This window comes from Pseudomonas arsenicoxydans, from assembly GCF_006438915.1.
GTDB classification, from domain to species: domain Bacteria; phylum Pseudomonadota; class Gammaproteobacteria; order Pseudomonadales; family Pseudomonadaceae; genus Aquipseudomonas; species Aquipseudomonas arsenicoxydans_A.
Genome location: NZ_RCZE01000005.1, coordinates 426,340 through 446,736, shown reverse-complemented (window position 1 = coordinate 446,736; position 20,397 = coordinate 426,340). Strand labels below are relative to the sequence as shown.

The following is a 20,397-nucleotide window of genomic DNA, read 5'->3' as shown; positions in this document are numbered from 1 at the left end:
GTTAAGAAGAAGGATTCCAGCATGCACAGCATCAAAGCCTGCGGCCTGGCCGCTTTCGCCGTCCTGAGCGCTTGTTCGCTCACTGTTCTGGCCGATGAAAATGCAGCATTGCAAGACGGTCACGAGTACATGTTGACCACCAACTACCCGAACAACCTGAACGTGATCGACCTGGCCACCGACACGTTGTTCAAGACCTGCAAGATGCCCGACGCCTTCGGCCCCGGCACCGTGCAACTGTCGCCGGACCGCAAGACCGCCTACGTGTTGAACAACCACTACGCTGATGTCTACGGCGTCGAACTGGACAATTGCAAACAGGTGTTCCACGCCAGCATCACCCAAAAACCGGGCGAGAAGGCGAAGTCGATGTTCGCCTTCACCCTCAGCCACGATGGCAAGGAACTGTTTGCCATCGCCAACCCGACATTGATGCTCAATGACCGCTACGAAGTGCAGCAGCCGCGGCTCGATGTGTACAAGACAGACGCCGCTATGGACGCCAAACCGGTACGCAGTTTCCCGGCGCCGCGGCAGCTGACCATCATGCAGAGTGGCGATGACGGCACGTTGTACGTGGCCGGGGCAGACGTCTACAAGGTCAATGTGAACACCGGCAAGTTCGACGTGCTGATCCCCAGCCGTCACTGGAAACGCCCGAACTACAGCGCGCCCGACGTGCTCTACGTGTGGAACCAGCAGACGTATCGCCATGATTTCTCGCTGCTCTACACCGCCGCGAAATTCAAGGACAAGAAGCAGGACCCGTTGACCGCCGAATACCTCTACGGGCTGTTCAGCATTGACCTGAAAACCGGCAAGACCGAAACCACCGACTTCGGCCCATTGACGGAAATCTACTTCAGCGGCATGCGCTCGCCGAAGGACCCGAACCTGATGTTCGGGGTGCTCAACCGCTTGGCCAAGTACGACATCAAGGAAAAGAAAATGCTTCAGGCGGCGACGCTGGATCATTCCTACTACTGCATTTCCTTCAACAAGGACGGCAGCAAGATCTACCTGGCCGGGACGTTTAACGACGTGGCGATTTTTGATGCCGACAGCTTGAAGCAGATTGGCAGCATCAAAATGCCGGGTGGGGATATGGCGATTACTACGGCGCAGGTGTTTGTCCGGTAATCATTTTTGCCTGATCTGACGCCTTCGCGAGCAAGCCCGCTCCCACATTTGATCGCATTCCATCTGGAGGAATTCGGTTTAATGTGGGAGCGGGCTTGCTCGCGAAGGGGCCCTCAAAGATCACAGAGCCATCAAGCCCCAGGCACCGGACACCCCACATCCCCTTCCGGGCACTTCAGATAATTCCTGAACGTCTGAACCCGCGCCTTGGTCAAGTCAGTGGTGCAGCCGCTGTAGACCAACGGATACACACTGCCCCCTTCCACCCCCGACGCCGAAAACTTGCACTCGGCATCCCGAAATGCAACCCACGCCCGTTGCGCGCCCACCAACAACTTCTTCCTGTCGGGTTCAGCTTTCAGACGTGTGGTGATTTGCTGGTACAGCGCATTCAACTCCTTGTCCGCCGCCGCGTTCTGTTGCGCTGCGCACTGGTTCATCGTGGCCTGGTCAGTGGCGTTGTCGCAATCCGCGGCGAATGCCATTGAGGTGAAGAACACTGGCGCCAGCGTCAGGAAAAAGCGTGAGTACATGACGGAAACTCGCTGTGGCAGAGGAAATTGCGGGGCAGTGTAGCGAATCGCCAAGGGCTTGCACCGACAGAACGCGCGTCGCTGCCAGCAACAGACTCGCCCGCAAACCCGAACTTATGCGCACAAATAAGGCCGAATATTCCAGGCATGGTTGATCGCAACAAGCGATTGGTACAATTTTAGGGTTGGTCTTGTGGTTGTTACTGACCTACTGTTCAGTACAGGAGGTGACTTATGAACCCAGCATCAGATCGCATCGAAAGGAAAATCCTGCTCAAGGCGAAGCGTTCGCACGTCTGGCGCGTGCTGGCCAATGCCGAAGCGTTCGGGCAGTGGTTTGGCGTTGCGCTGGAAGGCAAGCGTTTCGTCGCCGGTGAGTGGACTCAGGGGCAGGTCACCTATCCCGGGTATGAGCACTTGCTGTGGAATGTGCTGGTGGAGCGGGTCGAACCAGAGCGGTTGTTTTCGTTTCGCTGGCACCCGTACGCCATCCACCCGGACGTCGACTATTCCCAGGAGCCGACCACGCTGGTCAAATTCGAGCTCGAAGACATGGACAACGGCACACTGCTCAAAGTGTCCGAATCCGGTTTCGATCACATCCCCCAAGCGCGTCGCGAAAAGGCGTTCCGCATGGACAGCCGTGGCTGGGAAGATCAGATGAACAACATCGAACAGTTTCTGACCGAAAGCGCCAAAGCCCACGAGGGTGAAGGTGGTTAAGGCTGAAGTCCCCTGACCTCAAGGTCTCCAGCCTGTAAGCCTGAGGCATCTAAGGGTTTCCGGAGGGGTAGGTATAGCGAATGTCTTACACGCGATGGTAGCTATGTCGTCTTTTGGAAATTGGATCCGACACGTAATCTAGCCCCATCAACTGAAGCACAGGAAGCGCTTCAGGATCACGGATGATCGACCATCAGCAAGGATTGGCTACCGACAGGGAGTCGACAATGGTCTTGGGAAAAACCCGCTTCGGCGGGTTTTTTTTCGCCTGTCGAAAAGTCTGACAGCGCTTAGAGCCTAGATGCTGCCCGTTCGGTGATTTGCGTGCGCAACTCAAGCGAGGCGGCTGCGCGGCGCTGCGCTTCGGCCAGGACACTCGGCGATGCCGTTTCAGGGCTGCCCGACTGGAACGGCGGTGCGGGCGCATATTCCAGCTGCAACTGCACCAACTGCGCCGTGTCCTTATCAAACAGTTCTGCCGCCAGGGCCAGGGCAAAATCGATCCCTGCGGTAATCCCGCCACCGGTCAACAGATTGCCGTCGCGCACCACCCGGTCCTTCACCGGGATCGCGCCCAGTGGCTTGAGCAACTCGTGATAGGCCCAGTGCGTCGTCGCCCGCTTGCCTTTGAGCAACCCCGCGGCGCCGAGCACCAGCGCACCGGTGCAGACCGACGTGACATACCGCGCGGTAGCGGCTTGCCTCTTGATGAACGCCAGCGTTTCTTCATCCTCCATCAACGGCCCGACGCCACCGCCGCCGGGAATGCAGATCACGTCCAGCGCCGGGCAATCGTCGAACGTCATGGTCGGTTTAAGCACCAGGCCAGTGCTCGCGGTAACCGGCACCAGGTCCTTCCAGATCAAATGCACCTTCACGTCCGGCAATGAGGCCAACACATCGTAAGGGCCGGTCAGGTCGAGTTGCTGAACCTGCGGAAACAACAGAAAACCGATCTGCAACGTCATGGCTTATTTCTCCTGAAGTGGGTGGACGTCTTCACTGTAGGCTCGTAGGCTTTGGCGTATCCGCCAATCACCCCACGAATTACGCCAATCATGCCGAAAACCATTCACGTGCTCGCGTTTGCCAATGTGCAACTGCTCGACGTCACCGGGCCTTTGCAGGTTTTCGCCTCGGCCAATGACATTGCCCGCCAAAAAGGCTTGCCGCCACCTTATTCGCCGACGGTGATTGCCAGCGGCGGCGGGGCGGTGATGTCGTCGGCGGGGCTGGCGCTGTTGGCTGAGTCCTTGCCCACAGGTGAAAGTGACACGCTGGTGATTGCCGGTGGCTGGGGTGTTTACGCGGCGGCTGAAGACCCGGCGCTGGTGGCCTGGGTGCGCGAACACGCTGCTTCTTGTCGGCGGGTTTCATCCGTGTGCACCGGGGCGTTTTTGCTGGCGGCCAGCGGTTGGCTCGATGGTCGGCGAGTGGTCACACACTGGACCCGTTGCGAGCAGTTGGCGCAGAAGCATCCTCTTTTGCAGGTCGAGCCCAATCCGATTTTCATCAACGACGGACCGGTCTGGACCTCGGCCGGGGTCACGGCTGGCATCGACCTCGCCCTGGCCATGGTCGAAGAGGACCTCGGGCGCAACATGGCCCTGGAAGTCGCCCAACAACTGGTGGTGTTCCTTAAGCGTCCGGGCGGGCAGTCACAGTTCAGCGTGACGTTGTCTTTGCAGAAGGAAGGCGACCGCTTCGACGACCTTCATGCCTGGATCAGTGAAAATCTGACCAAAGACCTCGGCATTCCCACTCTGGCGTTGCAGGCGGGCATGAGCGAACGCAGCTTCGTGCGCCACTACCGCGCCGACACCGGGCAAACCCCGGCGCGCGCCATTGAGTTGATCCGGGTTGAAACGGCGCGACGCTTGCTCAGCGACACCGGCGTACCGATCAAACGAGTGGCGGTGCAATGCGGATTTGGCAGCGAAGAAACGCTGCGGCGCAATTTTCTAAGGGCCATGGGCGTGACACCGCAGGCTTATCGCGAGCGGTTTTCGGTCAGCGTTGCAGCAGATCCAGTAATGCTTTGAGCGTCGCCTCGGGGGCTTCCTCGGGAATGTTATGACCGACGCCTGCCAGCACACGCCGCTCGTAAGGGCCGGTGAAATGCTCGCTGTCATCATCAATGTCAGGTGCCGGCCCGACGCCATCGTCGGCACCGCACAGGGAGATCGTCGGCACACTGATCGGCGGCTGTTGAGTCAGCGCTTGTTCCATCCATTCCAGCGCCGGATCACCTGGGGCATACATGAAACGGTGGCGGTAAGACTGGATGACCACCTCGACGAAATCCGGATTGTCGAACGCCGGCGCGCTCAATGGGTACAACGCTGGGCCTTTGATCCAGGTCGGTGACCACAGCTTCCAGAGCAATTCACACAAACCTCGGCGATTTTTCGTCAGGCCTTCTACCCCGCGTGGGGTGTGGAAATAGTACTGATACCACAAGCGATGTTCCGTCTCCGGGTCCCGCGGTTCGGTGGAGTGCGGGATGTTCTGCACGTTATAACCATCCCCCGTCACCAGGCAACGCACCCGCTCCGGCCACATCGCCGCGACGATGCACGCTGCACGACCGCCCCAGTCGTAGCCACAGAGGGCGGCTTGCCGGATGGCGAGCTTGTCCATCAAGTCCAGCAAATCCTGGGCGAGAGCGGCCTGTTGGCCGGAGCGCAAGGTGTCGGGGCTGTTGAAGCGTGTCGGGCCGTAACCGCGCAGGTACGGGACGATGACGCGGTAGCCCTCGGCGGCGAGGCCCGGGGCAATTTCGTCGTAGGCGCGCGGGGAGTAGGGGAAACCGTGAAGAAGGATGACGGGATCGCCGGTCGTTGGGCCGTGTTCCTCGTAAGCGATTTTCAGGCTTGGGGTCAGGGAATAGCGGATCAACGCGTCATCGGTCATTCGATACTCCAGTGCGGTTGTTTCGAGCGGCTTGAAGCCTACTTCCCTAAGCTTCCACTTCCGCCACCTGATTAAAGTACTTCGACCGATCCGGCGTAAACGTCACCACCATGCCCGTCCGGGAGCATTCCAACGCCCGCTCTTCAGCCAAATCAACATCCAGATCCTCCCCGCGCAAACCCTGCCACTGCGCTAGGTATTTGAGAGATCCGTATTTTTCGAGTTTTTTCAGGCTGCGGCTGACGCCCCCCTTCCAGCCCAACACCGGTAGCTCCCCGGCAAGGCTGCGTTGGGCGAGGTTGGGGAAACGGGCGCCGCGTTGGCGGCCGATTTCCCAGCATTTGATCAGGCCTTTGTCCGGGCCTTCCCACAGTTCATCGCGGTTCAGGCCGGACCGGAGTGGGGAGTCGATGCTGCGGTGGATGCGCTGGCTCATTCAGGTTCCTTGAATTCGGGTTTTGTTGGACAGCTCCGCTGTACCCGTTGTTGCTGGATGTTAGGGGGGGATGTAACGACTGGCAACAAGGTATTTCGGGCCGTAGGAATGGGGTGTGCTGGGATGAAGAGGGAATGTTTGTTTAATTTTTGTAGGAGGTTTTGCCCAAGTGCCCACAAATGCTCGCCAGCGTTGGGTTGGTATGTCTTGGGAGTGTGTTTAAGCCTCTTGTGGGTAAGCTTCCTTCCTACAAGCGGCAGTGCAAAACGGGAAATTTCTGACAGGCTTTGTCGGTAAATGGTCCTGTGGCTGATGGCCTGCTCGCGAAGGCGCCGCCTCGGTCTCAAGGCTGCCAAAAACCCTTCTCCCCACTCAATTTCCGATCGAGAAAACTCGCCGCGCTGATCAGCGCCAAATGCGTCAATGCTTGCGGCGTGTTCCCCAGATGTCGTGCATGACTGTCCAGCTCTTCGGCATACAGCCCCAGCGGGTTGGCATACCTCAACAACTGTTCAAACTCCAGATGGGCTTTTTCCACCTGACCGGCCCGCGCCAGGCATTCGACGTACCAGAACGAACACGCTGCAAAGGCGCCTTCGGTGCCGTCGAGGCCGTCGATACGGCTGTCGTCGTTGCGATAGCGGTAGACCATGCCGTCGCGCACCAGGGTTTTTTCGATGGCCTGGAGGGTGGCGAGCCAGCGCGGGTCCTTGGCGCTGACGAAGCGCACCAGCGGCATCAGCAACATCGAGCCGTCGAGGGCGGTACCGCCGATGTGCTGGACGAAATGGCCGCGTTCTTCGTTCCAGAAATTTTCCCAGATGTCGGCGTAGATGGCCTGGCGCATCTGGTCCCAACGGGCGAACGGGGCGGGCAGTGAGCGTTTCGAGGCGAGGCGAATGGCGCGGTCCAGTGCGACCCAGCACATCAGTCGCGAGTGCAGGAAGTGATGCTGCTCGCCACGCATTTCCCAGATGCCGACGTCTTTCTGTTGCCAGGTTTCACACACCTGATCGACCACGTCCACGGTGTGTTTCCAGCCTTCATGGGAGATGGCCTCGCCATACTTGTTGACCAGGTAGACCGCGTCCATCAGCTCGCCGAAGATGTCGAGCTGGACCTGATCGCAGGCGCCGTTGCCGATGCGCACAGGCGTCGCGCCGCCATGTCCGGACAGGTGCGACAGTTCGATTTCCGGCAGTTCCTGGCGACCGTCCATGGCATAGAGAATGTTGAGTTTCATCGACTTGCCATGACAGTCGCTGACCCGACCGCGCAGCCAGCGCATGTAATCGTTGGCTTCCTGGACAAACCCCAGGCGCATGAACGCGTAGACGGTAAACGACGCGTCGCGAATCCAGGTGTAGCGATAATCCCAATTGCGTTCGCCGCCCGGTGTTTCCGGCAGGCCAAACGTGGCGGCGGCGAGAATGGCGCCGTGTTTGCGCGAGGTCAGGAGCTTCAGGGCGAGCGCCGAGCGGTTGACCATTTCCCGCCAGCGACCGCGATAGTTGGACTGACCGATCCAGTCGCGCCAGAACTTCAGGGTGCGCTCCAGGCACAGGTCGGCGGCACCTCCCTTGAAGCGCGGGTCGTCGAGTCCACCGAGCAGGAACTGCGCACTCTCATCTTGCTTCAGGGTGAATTCGGCCACCGCTGCATCGCCATCAACTCGCATTACCTGATCCGATGACAGACGCATGGACGGTTGATCGGCGGCCTCGAACGTCACGTCTTTTTTGTCCATCCGCGCACGGGTGCTGGCGCGAGCGTAGTCATGACGCACGGCGCAGCGCATGTGAAACGTCGCCTCACCGCTGACCACCCGGACCCTTCGCATTAACAGCGGTAGATCGTCTTCGGTGTCGCCGATGGGTAGCAGGTCGGTGATTTCGACCACCGCGCGATCACTGAGCCAGCGGGTTTGCAGCACGTTGGTGTCTGGCAGGTAAATCTGCTCACGGCGAGCATCGGGCAAGTCCGGCGCCAATTGGAAGATACCGGCCTCGGGTGTATCCAGCAGGGAGCAGAAAATCGACGGGCTGTCGAATTCCGGCCAGCAGAAAAAGTCCACGCTGCCCTTGTCGTTGACCAGGGCTGCGCTGCGCATGTCGCCGATGATGCCGTGGGCGTCGATGGCGCTTTGTTGTTCGGGATGAAGATCAGCCATTGCCGCGAAACTCCGGATAGAGGCTCATGCCGCCGTCGATGAACAGGGTGGTGCCGACGATGTAGTCGGAAGCATCTGAGGCGAGAAATACCACCGCGTTGGCGATGTCTTCGACGTCGCCGATACGGCCATAAGGAATCAGTTTGAGCAGTTCTTCAGCGGCCGCCCCTTCGGTGGCCGCCCGATTGATCGCCGTGCGAATCGCCCCCGGTGCGATGCCGTTGATGCGAATGCGCTGGTGGCTGACTTCCTGGGCGAGGGTTTGCATCAGCATGTCCACGCCGCCCTTGGACGCGGCGTAATTGACGTGACCGGCCCAGGGAATGCGCTGGTGCACTGAACTCATGTGGATGATTTTGCCGGCAGCACGGGACACGCCTTCGCGAACGCCTTGCCGGTTGAAAATACGCAGCGCGGCGCGAGCGCAGAGGAACTGGCCGGTGAGGTTGACGTCAATGACCCGGTTCCAGTCATCGAGGCTCATGTCCACCGCGTTGGCGTCTTTTTGCAGGCCGGAATTGGCGACCAGAATGTCCAGTGAACCAAAGGCATCGAGGGTTTGCGCGAACAGCCGTTCGACGTCTGCTTCTTTGGAGACATCGGCGCCGATGGCGATGGCGCGGCCGCCTTCTGCATTAATCTGCCCGGCCAATTCTTCGGCCGGAGCAGGCTGGGAGTTGTAGTTGATCACCACGGCGGCCCCGGCAGCAGCCAAGGCTTTGGCGGCACCGGCGCCGATGCCGGAGCTGGCGCCGGTGATCAAGGCGACTTGGCGGGCGAGAGAGATTTGCATGTAGGTTAGCGCCTTGCGGTGAGGGCCTAACTAGCTGACCGGTTTGAGCGCTCTAGAGTTCATTTGCTGGAATGATGTGGGTGATGGTTGTGGCCCCTTCGCGAGCAAGCTCCCACACAGGGGTTGCGTCGTTCACACATCCAGCGTGGGAGCGAGCCTGCTCGCGAAGGGGCCTTCACATTCAACCAACAATTCCCCGCTTTCCCCTCAATCAGCCTTATGGCAATTTGCAGACCCCTGTCGAGACCCGCAAGCCATGGCCAATCCTTACCGCGCTCTGTTCAAAGCTCCCGGCAGCCGAGCCTTCGTGCTGGCCGGCATGATCGCGCGCATGCCGATTTCCATGACCGGCATCGGCCTGATCACCATGCTCGCGCAATTGCAGGGTGGCTATGGACTGGCCGGTGCCGTGGCGGCGACGTTTGCTCTGGCCACGGCCTTTTGCGCCCCACAGGTCTCGCGGTTGGTCGACCGCTATGGGCAACGTCGGATCTTGCCGATCTCGGCGTTGATCGGTGGCGGGGCGTTGTTGCTGGTGTTGCTGTGCGCCCGTTTGCAGGCGCCGCACTGGACGCTGTTCGTGTTCGCCGCGCTGGCCGGTTGCATGCCGAGCATGTCGGCCATGGTGAGGGCGCGTTGGACCGAGGTCTATCGCGGCCAGCCTGAACTGCAAACCGCCTATGCCCTGGAGTCGGTGCTGGACGAGGTTTGCTTTATCGTAGGGCCACCGTTGTCCGTGGGTTTGTGCGTGGTGGCGTTCCCCGAGGCCGGGCCGCTCGCGGCGTTGTTGATGCTGGCGATCGGCGTCACAGCGTTCGTCCTGCAACGCGACACCGAGCCAGCCATTCATCCCTATGAAGAACACCATCTAGGCTCGATCATTCGTTCTGTCGAGATCCAGGTGTTGATGCTGTTGATGGTCGCCATGGGCACCATTGTTGGCGTGGTCGATGTGGTCAGCGTGGCCTTCGCCCAGCAGCAGGGCCAACCGGCGGCGGCGAGTATTGTGTTGTCGGTGTATGCGATTGGTTCCTGCATGGCCGGGCTGGCGTTCGGGGCCTTGCGCTCTAAGGTGCCGTTGCCGCGATTGTTCCTGTACGGCGGGGTGGCGACGGCGGTGACGACGCTGCCGTTGTTGCTGGCGAGCAACATTCTCGGGTTGTCGTTGGCGGTGTTCGTGGCCGGGCTGTTTTTTGCGCCGACCTTGATTGTCGCCATGGCCCTGGTTGAGCGCATTGTGCCGCCGGCCAAGCTGACGGAAGGCCTGACCTGGCTGGTCACCGGGCTGAGTATTGGCGTGGCGATTGGCGCGGCCAGTTCGGGGTGGCTGGTGGATGCGTTCGGGGCACGCAGCGGGTTTTGGGTGGCGATAGCGGCAGGCCTGGTGGTCCTCGTTTCTGCCGTCCAAAGCTTCCGCCATTTGAAATAAAGCCCCCCCTGTAGGAGCTGAGCTTGCTCGCGAGCTCAGCTCCTACAGGGGATGTGTACGACTAATTCCCGGCGGCACTCATCCGTTCTCTTGATAGACAACTTTTCGAGGTAAGCCCGGTGACCCAGCTGACATTGCTGTGCCTGCCCTATTCAGGCGCGAGCGCCATGGTTTACAGCCGCTGGCGGCGCAAACTGCCGGAGTGGCTCACACTGCAACCGGTGGAACTGCCCGGCCGTGGCGCGCGCTTTGGCGAACCGTTGCACACCGACATGCGGCGCCTGGCGCTGCAACTCGCGCATGAACACATCACCACACTGAAAACCCCTTACGCGATATTCGGCCATAGCCTGGGCGCCTTGCTCGCCTGTGAAATGGCCCATGCGTTGCGCTCGCTCGGTTGCCCGGAGCCGGTGGCGCTGTTCGCTTCAGGCACCGCCGCGCCGACGATGCGCGCTGATTATGATCGAGGTTTTGCCGAGCCGAAAACCGATGCCGAGCTGATCGAGCAACTGCGTACGCTCAACGGCACCAGCGAGGAAGTGTTGGCTAACAAAGAGCTGATGAGCCTGACGCTACCGGTCCTGCGGGCGGACTTCCTGCTGTGCGGACGCTTCGAACCACAGCAGCGCCCCTTGCTCAAATGCCCGGTGCACGTGCTCGGCGGCAAGGCTGATCGCGCCACCACTGAACAGCTGATCGGCTGGAGCAAGGAAACCCTCGGCAGTTTTTCCGTGGACATGCTCAGTGGTGGTCACTTCTTCATTCATGAGCACGAGGCCAAGGTGCTGCGGGTGATCAAGGATCAGCTCGACATCCACCAACGCCGCCACGCCATGGCCGCCAGCGCTTGACGCACTCTCAAATTACCCGCGAACCCTGTGGGAGCGGGCTTGCTCGCGAATGCGGTTTAACATTCAACATTGATGTTGGCTGACCCACCGCATTCGCGAGCAAGCCCGCTCCCACAATTGGATTTTTGGCATCCTCAGACTCCGCGTTCTATCTCCTTCCTGATACTTGTTCTCATTCGTTAATTTTTCCGGTGTGCATTCGTTTTATAGGGACGACGTGCCTTTGTGCTTCCCGCCACTGATCCGGATGCTTAGAAATGAATGCTGAAGACTCCTTGAAACTTGCTCGCCGGTTTATCGGGTTGCCCCTGGAAAAGCGCCAGATGTTCCTTGCGGCCTTGCACAAGGAGGGCGTTGATTTCGCCCGTTTCCCCATCCCGGCCGACACCTGCGCCGAGGATCGCCAGGCGTTGTCCTACGCTCAGCAACGCATGTGGTTTCTCTGGCAACTGGACCCGCACAGCGGCGCGTACAACCTGCCGGGCGCTGTGCGCCTGACCGGGCATTTGAATCTGCCCGCGCTGGAGCACGCATTCGCCAGCCTCGTTGAGCGTCACGAAACCCTGCGCACTGTGTTCCAGCGCCAGGCCGACGACAGCTTGCTGCAAGTGCCGACCAGCGCGCCGCTGGTCATCGATCAGGTGGATTTCAGCGCGCTCCCGGTCACGGAGCGCGAACTCGCGGTTGCGCAAGCGGCCGAGCAGCAATCGGTACTGCCGTTCGATCTGTCAGTCGGCCCTTTGCTGCGCGTCACCCTGCTCAAACTCGCCGATCAGGAACACGTGCTGCTGCTGACCCTGCACCACATCGTGTCCGACGGCTGGTCGATGAACGTGCTGATCGACGAATTCATCCGCTGCTACGACGCGTTCGACGCGGGCGCACAACCGCAACTCGCGCCATTGCCGATCCAGTACAGCGACTACGCCCTGTGGCAGCGCCGCTGGCTGGAAGCGGGTGAGCAGGCGCGCCAACTCGACTACTGGCAAGCACAACTGGGCAACGAACACCCGGTGCTGGAACTGCCCACCGACCACCCGCGCCCGGCAATGCCGAGCTATCGCGGCACTCGCTACGAATTTGCCATCGACGCACAACTGGCCGAACAACTGCGCGCCACCGCGCAGAAACACAACATCACCCTGTTCATGCTGTTGCTCGGCGCCTTCAACGCGCTGCTGCATCGCTACACCGGGCAGACCGACATCCGCGTCGGCGTGCCGATTGCCAACCGCAATCGCGCCGAGATCGAAGGCCTGATCGGCTTCTTCGTCAACACCCAGGTGCTGCGCACGCAACTCGACGGCCAGACCCGCGTCGACGACTTGCTGCGCGCCATCAAGGAAACCGCCCTCGGTGCCCAGGCCCATCAGGATTTGCCGTTCGAACGTCTGGTCGAAGCGCTGAAACTGGAACGCAGCCTCAGCCACACGCCGCTGTTCCAGGTGATGTACAACCACCAACCGCACGTCGCGGACATTGCCACGGTTAGCACGGCGTCCGGCCTGGCGCTGGGCGTGATCGAGTGGGAAGGGCGAACCACGCAGTTCGACCTGACCCTCGACACTTATGACCTCAACACCAATGAAAAGCGCGGCAAGCTGCATGCGGCGCTGACCTACGCCAACGACCTGTTCGACGCCGACACCATCACGCGCATGGCGCAGCACTGGACGCGTCTGCTGCACGGCATGGTCAGCGATCCGACGCAGTGCATCAGCGATTTGCCGCTGCTGGAAAGCGCGGAATACCAGCGCATCGTGCATGACTGGAATCACGCCGACGAAAGCTACCCGCAAGACCTGTGCGTTCATGAACTGATCAGCCAGCAAGTCGCGGTCAGTCCGAATGCATTGGCCGTGACTTGCGGTGCAACGCAGCTGACTTACGCAGAACTCGACGTCCAGGCCAATCGCCTGGCGCACAAACTGATCGAAATGGGCGTTGGCCCGGAAGTCCGCGTCGGCGTAGCGATGCAGCGCTCGGAAAACCTGCTGGTGGCCTTGCTCGCGGTACTCAAGGCCGGCGGCGCCTACGTGCCGCTGGACCCGGATTACCCGGCCGAACGCGTCGCTTACATGCTCGAAGACAGCCGCGCCTTGGTGTTGCTGACTGAGCAATCGTTCGCCGTGACATTGACCGTGACAGCCGACACGCAGGTGTTGCTGCTGGACGCCATGTCATGGGCCGAATACCCGGAAAACGCCCCGAAAACGGGCGTCACGCCGGACAACCTCGCCTATGTGATCTACACATCCGGCTCCACCGGCAAACCCAAAGGCGTGGCCATCGCCCATCGCAACGTGCTGGCGCTGATCGACTGGTCGGCATCGGTCTACAGCCGCGAAGACATTCAAGGCGTGCTGGCCTCGACCTCGGTGTGCTTCGACCTGTCGGTGTGGGAACTGTTCGTGACCCTGGCCAACGGCGGTTCGCTGATCATCGCCCGCAACGCCCTGGAATTGCCGCAACTGCCGGCGCGGGATCAGGTGCGCCTGATCAATACGGTACCGTCCGCGATCAATGCGTTGCAGCGCGACGGGCAGATCCCGCCCAGTGTGCGCATCATCAACCTCGCCGGGGAACCGTTGAAACAGAGCCTGGTTGATGCGTTGTATCAGCAGCCGAACGTCGAACATGTCTACGACCTGTATGGCCCGTCGGAAGACACCACTTATTCGACCTGGACCCGCCGCGAGGCCGGTGGCCACGCAAACATCGGTCGTGCGCTCAAACACACCGCCAGCTATTTGCTGGATGCCGACCTGCAACCGGTGCCGCAAGGCGTCTCTGCCGAGCTGTACTTGAGCGGCGCGGGCATCACCCGCGGTTACCTGGCGCGGCCGGGCATGACCGCCGAAAAGTATGTGCCGAACCCGTTCGCCAGCAACGGTGAACGCTTGTATCGCACCGGCGACCTGACCCGCTATCAGGCCGACGGCACGCTGCAATACGTCGGGCGCATCGACCATCAGGTCAAGGTCCGTGGCTTTCGCATAGAACTGGGTGAAATCGAAGCGCGGCTGTTGCAGCAGGACGCGGTGCGCGAACTGGCGGTGCTGGCGCAGGACGGGGTCAGCGGCCAGCAATTGGTGGCTTACATCGTGCCGCACGATCCCGCGTTGCTGAGCGATATCGACGCTCAAGCGACTCAGCGTGAAACGCTGAAAGCTGCACTGCGCCTGCATTTGCCGGACTACATGGTGCCGGCGTTCCTGCTGTTCCTCGATCACCTGCCGCTGACCCCCAATGGCAAACTCGACCGTAAAGCCTTGCCGGCGGTTGACGGTTCACAGCAACAACGCGACCACGTTGCGCCACGTAGCGCACTGGAAAAAGCCCTCGCCGCGATCTGGCAGGACGTACTGGCCGTCGACAACGTCGGTCTGGAAGACAACTTCTTCGAACTGGGCGGCGATTCCATCGTGTCCATGCAAGTGGTCAGCCGCGCGCGTCAGGCCGGGATCGTGTTGAGCCCCAAGGATCTGTTCCAGCACCAGACCATTCGCAGCCTCGCCCAAGCAGCCCGCAGCGGCGAACAGGTGTTGATCGATCAAGCTCCGGCAGTGGGCGCGGTGGCGTTGGCGCCGGTGCAACAGTGGTTTTTCGAACAGCCTATCCCGGAGCGCCAGCACTGGAACCAGTCGCTGCTGCTGGTGCCGCGCGAGTTGTTGAACGCCGGGGCGCTGGGCCGTGCCCTTGAGCAATTGCTGAGCCACCACGACAGCTTGCGCCTGCGTTATCAGCAGACCGCTGATGGCTGGCAGCAAACCTACGCCGCGCCGACCACCGAGTCGGTGCTGTGGCAGCGTCAGGCGCACTCCGTCGACGAGCTCAGCGCTTTTTGTGACGAAGCCCAGCGCAGCCTCGATCTGCACAATGGCCCGCTGATGCGCGCGCTGCTGGTGGCGATGGCTGACGGTACACAACGCCTGTTGCTGGTGATTCATCACCTGGCGGTGGACGGTGTTTCCTGGCGCGTGCTGCTGGAGGACCTTCAGCAGTTCTACAGCGGCGGCAAGGTGTTGTTGACTAAAACCAGCAGTTATCAGCGCTGGGTCGCTCGTCTGCAAAACCATCTTCCGGCCTTTGAAAACAGCCTCGGTTATTGGCTGACCCAACTGAACAACGCACCGAATGATCTGCCCTGCGACCGCCCGAACGGCGCGCTGGAAAACCGCTTCGAACACAAAATCGAACTCAAGCTCAACGCCGAGCACACCCGCAAACTGCTGCAACACGCCCCGGCGGCCTATCGCACCCAGGTCAACGATCTGCTGCTGACCGCACTGGCGCGCGCGGTTTGCCGCTGGAGCGGGCAGGGCAGCGCGCTGATTCAGCTCGAAGGGCATGGCCGCGAAGATCTGTTCGACGACATCGACCTGACCCGCACCGTGGGTTGGTTCACCAGCCTGTTCCCGGTCAATCTGATGGCCTCGAGCGATCTCGGCGCATCGATCAAAACCATCAAGGAACACCTGCGCGGCGTGCCGGACAAGGGCCTCGGTTACGGCGCATTGCGTTACCTCGGCGACCCGGCGATGAGCGCCGAACTCGCCGCATTGCCGCAACCACGCATTACCTTCAACTACCTGGGGCAGTTCGACCGTCAGTTTGACGACGCCGCGATGTTCGTGCCGTCCAACGAAGGTAATGGCGTGGCGCAGGATCCGTCGGCGCCGCTGGGTAACTGGCTGATCGTCGAAGGCCAGGTCTACGGCGGCGAGTTGTCGCTGAGCTGGGGTTTCAGCCGCGAGATGTTCGACACCGCGACCATCCAGGGTCTGGCGGACGACTACGCGCAGGAGCTGACGGCGCTGATCGAACACTGCTGCGCCGTTGAAGTGCCGCAAGCCACGCCGTCGGACTTCCCGCTGGCGCGCATCAGCCAGACGCAACTCCACACATTGCCGGTCGCAAACCTTGAAGACCTGTATCCGCTGTCGCCGATGCAACAGGGCATGCTGTTCCACACGCTCTACGAACCGCAGGTCGGCGCCTACATCAGTCAGTTGCGCCTGGACATTCAAGGCCTTGATCCGCAGCGATTCGCTCAGGCCTGGCAAACCGCGCTGGAGCGTCACGACATCCTGCGCAGCAGCTTCCACTGGCAAGGCCTCGACACCGCGCATCAGGCGATTGTCCGTCAGGTGGCGTTGCCGCTCGAGGTGCTGGAAGCGACCGACACCGATGCGCTGGCCGATGCCGAACGCGCCCACGGTTTCGAATTGAGTAGTGCGCCGCTGTTCCGCTTGAAGCTGGTTCGTACCGACATTGACGCCTGGCACCTGATCTACACCAGCCACCACATTTTGATGGACGGCTGGAGCAACGCGCAGTTGCTGGCCGAAGTGATCCAGCATTACGCCACCGGGCAATCGCTGCTGGCACCGACCGGGCAATACCGCGATTATTTGGGTTGGTTGCAGCAGCAATCGGCCGTCGCTGGCGAGCAGTTCTGGAAAGCCGCGCTGGCGCCGCTGCAAGCGCCCACCTTGCTCGCCGAAGCCTTGCGTCCGCCCGTGGGCGCCGAGGGCAGCGAAGCGTATCGAGTCGCCCTCGACCGCCGCGCCACCCAGCGTCTGGCCGAGTTCGCCCGGCAACAGAAAGTCACCCTCAACACCGTGCTGCAAGCGGCGTGGAGCCTGTTGCTGCACCGCTACACCGGTCAGGATTGCGTGGTGTTCGGGGCCACCGTCGCGGGTCGTTCGGCGCCGCTGCCGGGGATCGAAGAACAACTCGGGCTGTTCATCAACACGCTGCCGCTAGTCTGCGCGATGAAGCCTGCGCAAACCGTCAGCCAATGGCTGGGCGAGTTGCAAGGGTTGAACCTGGCCATGCGCGAGTTCGAGCATGTGCCGCTTTATGACATTCAGGGCTGGGCAGGGCAGCAGGGCGCGGCGCTGTTCGACAGCCTGCTGGTGTTCGAAAACTTCCCGGTCGCCGAAGCGCTGAAGCAGGGCGCACCGGCCGGGTTGTCGTTCGGCAACCTGCACAACCACGAGCGCACGCATTATCCACTGACCCTCGGCATCGAACTGGGCGAAGGTTTGAACATGGACTTCAGCTACGACGCGGCCCGGTTCAGTGCGGCGCAGATCGCTGAGTTGGCGGCCAACCTGCAGCATCTGCTGATGCAGTTGATGGCGCTGCCGGACGCGGCGTTGGGCGCGCTGGAATTGCTCGACGTCGATGGCAAAAATGCGCTGCTCGCGCTCAGCCAGCCGATCCCGGCTCAGTTATCCACAACCCTGTTGGTCCACGAACAAATCGCTGCTCAGGCCGCCGCCACTCCGCAAGCGCAGGCATTACAGGTTGACGGCCAGTCCCTGAGCTACGCGCAGCTGAACACCCAGGCCAATCGCCTGGCCCATCGCCTGATTGAAAACGGTGCCGGCCCAGGCTCACGTGTCGGGCTGGCGCTGCACCGTGGGCCGCACTTGATCGTCAGCCTGCTGGCGGTGCTGAAAAGCGGCGCGGCGTATGTACCGCTGGACCCGAACTACCCGGCCGAACGCCTGGCTTACATGATCGACGACAGCCGCCTCGACGTGCTGCTGTGTGAATCTGGTCTGCTGGACAATGCACAAGGCGTGCACCGTCTCAGCCTCGACGACAGCGCTGGTTTTCCTGAACACGATCCGCAAAACCATGCGATTGCCGAAGACCTGGCCTACATCATCTACACCTCCGGCTCCACCGGCCAACCCAAGGGCGTGGCCATCGCCCACGCCGCGTTGCGCGAGTTCTGCCAATCCGCTGCTGAATACTCGATGCTGTCTGCAAAAGACCGTGTATTGCAGTTCGCGACCTTCAGTTTCGACGGCTTCGTTGAACAGTGCTTCCCGGCGTTGTGCGTCGGCGCGGCGTTGATCATGCGCGGCGATGCGCTGTGGGACGCCGGGCGACTGGCCGCTGAAATCGTCGAGCAAGGCGTGACCGTGGCGGACTTGCCGGCGGCCTATTGGTATTTGCTCGCCCGCGAATGTGCTAGTGGCGTCATAAGCAATCTCGGTGATTTGCGCCAGGTGCATGTCGGCGGCGAAGCGATGTCGGTCGAAGGTTTGCGCTTGTGGCATCAGGCCGGATTGAGCCATGTGCGCCTGCTCAATACCTATGGCCCGACCGAAGCGACGGTGGTGTCCAGCGTGCATGAATGCCGTCTCGAGGATGCCAGCGATGCGTTTGGCATCCCGATTGGTCGCGCCATCGCCGGCCGTGCGTTGTATGTGCTGGATGCGTCCGGTCAGTTGCTGCCCAACGGTGGCGTCGGTGAACTGTGCATCGGCGCACCGGCCTGCCTCGCGCAAAGCTACTTCGATCGCCCGGCGCTGACCGCCGAACGTTTCCTGCCGGACCCGTTCGCCCGTGAGCCAGGCGCGCGGCTGTACCGCAGCGGCGATCTGGCGCGCTACAACGCTGATGGCCGTCTGGAATACGTCGGCCGTATCGACCATCAAGTGAAGATTCGCGGTTTCCGCATTGAAATGGGCGAGATCGAAGCCTGCCTGCAAGCCCGCGAGGACGTGCGCGAAGCGGCAGTCATCGCTCAGGACGGCGTGCAACTGGTGGCGTATGTCGTGGCCAGTGATGCGCTGGTTTCTGAAACTGACTATCTGGAAGGCCTCAAGGCGGTTCTGCGTCAGTCGTTGCCGGAATACATGGTGCCCAGCCATCTGATCCTGCTGGCCAGATTGCCGCTCAACAACAACGGCAAACTGGATCGCAGAGCCTTGCCCCGCGTTGAAGCCCGCGACACACAACGTGACTTCGTGGCCCCGGCCCAAGGGCTGGAAACGCAATTGGCGCTGATCTGGCAGGACGTATTGCAGGTGGAGCAGGTTGGCCGCAACGACAACTTCTTTGCACTGGGCGGTCACTCGTTGCTGGTGCTTCAGGTGATCTCGCGGGTGCGTCAGCAACTGCACCTCGAACTGTCGGTGAGCAGCCTGTTCTCAGCCGCGACGCTGGCGGAATTTGCCGAGCGTGCGGCGCTGGCGAACGTCAGCGACCAACCGATCCTGCAACCTGCGCCAGCCGATCAACCGCCGATGCTGTCATACGCCCAGCAGCGCCAATGGATTCTCTGGCAGCTGGCCCCGCACAGCCCGGCCTACAACATTCCCGCTGCGCTGCGCCCCAAGGGCTCGCTCAATCTCGATGCCCTGGACAAAGTCTTCGCGCAATTGCAGGCCCGTCACCAAACCCTGCGCACCACCTTCGAACAGGACGGTCAGCAGGCGCGTCCGGTGCTGCATGAGACGCTGGCGCTGCAATTGGAACAGCGCACGCTCGATCAATCGTCGGTCGACAGCGCGGTGGCGCAAGAAATCGCCCGGCCGTTCGACCTGCGCAACGGTCCGCTGTGGCGCGTCTTGCTGCTGCAAGTGAACACCGACGAACACGTGCTGGTACTGACCGTGCACCACATCGCCGCCGATGGCTGGTCGATGCAGGTCATGGTGGATGAGTTCAGCACGTTGTATCAGGCGGCCGTCGACGGCCACGGTGCCGATCTGGCCAGCCTGCCGGTGAACTACAGCGACTACGCCCGCTGGCAGCGCGACTGGCTCGAAGCCGGCGAGGGCGCGCGGCAACTGGCATGGTGGAGCGAACAACTGGCTGGCAGCCAGACTCCGCTGGAGTTGCCGAGTGAACTGACCCGTCCGGCCCGTCGCTCTGAGCGCGGCGCCAGCCTGATGCTGAACGTTGATCGCGAGTTGCTGGCCGGTTTGCGCCAACGTGCCCAGGAACATCACGTCACGTTGTTCATGCTGTTGCTGGCGAGTTTCCAGACCTTGCTATATCGCCAGAGCGGGCAGTCGAGCATCAGCGTCGGCGTGCCCAGCGCCGGGCGTTCGCGCATTGAAACCGAAGGCCTGATCGGCTTTTTCATCAACACCCAGGTGCTGCGTACACAGATCGACGGGCAGCAGCCGTTCAGTGCGTTGCTGCAACAGGTCAAACAGGTCGCCCTGGATGCGCAAGCCCATCAGGACGTGCCGTTCGAGCAATTGGTCGACGCCTTGCAACCGGACCGCAGCCTCAATCACAGCCCGTTGTTCCAGGTGCTCTACAACCATCAGCAGCAAATGGGCGCGAGTGTCGAGCGCAGCGTGGCCGGTTTGCAGGTTGAGCGTCTGCACTGGCAGCAGCAGACCACCCAGTTTGATCTGGTACTCGATACCCAGGAGCAGGGCGAAGCGCTCGATGCCAGCCTGACTTACGCCACGGATCTGTACGACGAAGCGTCGATGCAGCGCCTCGCCGAGCAGTGGCTGAACCTGTTGTGCGCGGTGGCCAACGATCCACAGCAACGCGTCGCCGAATTGCCGCTGCTGCGCGCGCCGCAATCTGACGCGTTGATCCAGCACTGGAACCCGGCATTCGCGGCGCAACCCTTGTC

The 20,397-nt window shown here is 61.4% G+C and carries 11 protein-coding genes and 1 pseudogene; 6 read left to right on the top strand and 6 right to left on the bottom strand.

Going from position 1 to position 20,397, the window contains the following annotated elements; all coding sequences use genetic code 11:
* Positions 1-21: 21 nt before the first annotated feature.
* Positions 22-1,140, top strand: coding sequence for a quinohemoprotein amine dehydrogenase subunit beta (peaD, locus tag EAH78_RS13465; protein ID WP_140667962.1), 1,119 nt, complete (start codon positions 22-24; stop codon positions 1,138-1,140).
* A gap of 131 nt (positions 1,141-1,271) precedes the next feature.
* On the opposite strand, the gene EAH78_RS13460 is transcribed toward peaD, so the two are convergent.
* A complete protein-coding gene (locus tag EAH78_RS13460) occupies positions 1,272-1,673 on the bottom strand; it encodes a lysozyme inhibitor LprI family protein (RefSeq protein ID WP_140667961.1) in 402 nt (133 codons plus the stop codon).
* Between the two features lie 234 nt (positions 1,674-1,907).
* Between EAH78_RS13460 and EAH78_RS13455 the strand changes: the two genes are divergently transcribed.
* Entirely contained in the window at positions 1,908-2,396 is a 489-nt protein-coding gene (locus EAH78_RS13455; protein ID WP_140667960.1) for an SRPBCC family protein, read from the top strand.
* Positions 2,397-2,686: 290 nt separating this feature from the next.
* On the opposite strand, the gene inhA is transcribed toward EAH78_RS13455, so the two are convergent.
* Positions 2,687-3,364 (bottom strand): isonitrile hydratase, encoded by a 678-nt coding sequence (gene inhA / locus EAH78_RS13450; RefSeq protein ID WP_140667959.1) that lies wholly within the window; start codon positions 3,362-3,364, stop codon positions 2,687-2,689.
* 90 nt (positions 3,365-3,454) lie between these two features.
* Here inhA and EAH78_RS13445 point away from each other — a divergent pair, with 90 nt between their 5' ends.
* Positions 3,455-4,438, top strand: coding sequence for a GlxA family transcriptional regulator (locus EAH78_RS13445; protein WP_140667958.1), 984 nt, complete (start codon positions 3,455-3,457; stop codon positions 4,436-4,438).
* On the opposite strand, the gene EAH78_RS13440 is transcribed toward EAH78_RS13445, so the two are convergent.
* From EAH78_RS13440 to EAH78_RS13425, 4 genes are all read right to left on the bottom strand, one after another.
* Entirely contained in the window at positions 4,407-5,309 is a 903-nt protein-coding gene (locus EAH78_RS13440; RefSeq protein WP_140667957.1) for an alpha/beta fold hydrolase, read from the bottom strand. The two genes, EAH78_RS13445 and EAH78_RS13440, sit on opposite strands and share 32 nt — an antisense overlap.
* 46 nt (positions 5,310-5,355) lie before the next feature.
* On the bottom strand, positions 5,356-5,745 hold the full coding sequence (locus EAH78_RS13435; RefSeq protein WP_140667956.1) for a hypothetical protein: 390 nt from the start codon (positions 5,743-5,745) through the stop codon (positions 5,356-5,358).
* Positions 5,746-6,088: 343 nt separating this feature from the next.
* Positions 6,089-7,915, bottom strand: a complete 1,827-nt coding sequence (locus EAH78_RS13430) for a glycoside hydrolase family 15 protein (protein WP_140667955.1) — start codon at positions 7,913-7,915, stop codon at positions 6,089-6,091.
* Complete coding sequence (locus EAH78_RS13425) at positions 7,908-8,708, bottom strand: glucose 1-dehydrogenase (RefSeq protein WP_140667954.1); 801 nt, start codon at positions 8,706-8,708, stop codon at positions 7,908-7,910. Before EAH78_RS13425 ends, EAH78_RS13430 begins: the two co-directional genes overlap by 8 nt.
* 256 nt (positions 8,709-8,964) lie before the next feature.
* Between EAH78_RS13425 and EAH78_RS13420 the strand changes: the two genes are divergently transcribed.
* The 3 genes and pseudogenes from EAH78_RS13420 to EAH78_RS13410 form a co-directional block, all read left to right on the top strand.
* Complete coding sequence (locus EAH78_RS13420; protein WP_140667953.1) at positions 8,965-10,137, top strand: MFS transporter; 1,173 nt, start codon at positions 8,965-8,967, stop codon at positions 10,135-10,137.
* A gap of 119 nt (positions 10,138-10,256) precedes the next feature.
* Complete coding sequence (locus EAH78_RS13415) at positions 10,257-10,991, top strand: thioesterase II family protein (protein ID WP_140667952.1); 735 nt, start codon at positions 10,257-10,259, stop codon at positions 10,989-10,991.
* 257 nt (positions 10,992-11,248) lie between these two features.
* Positions 11,249-20,293 (top strand): annotated as a pseudogene (locus tag EAH78_RS13410) (amino acid adenylation domain-containing protein); the annotation flags it as partial.
* Between the last annotated feature and the right edge of the window lie 104 nt (positions 20,294-20,397).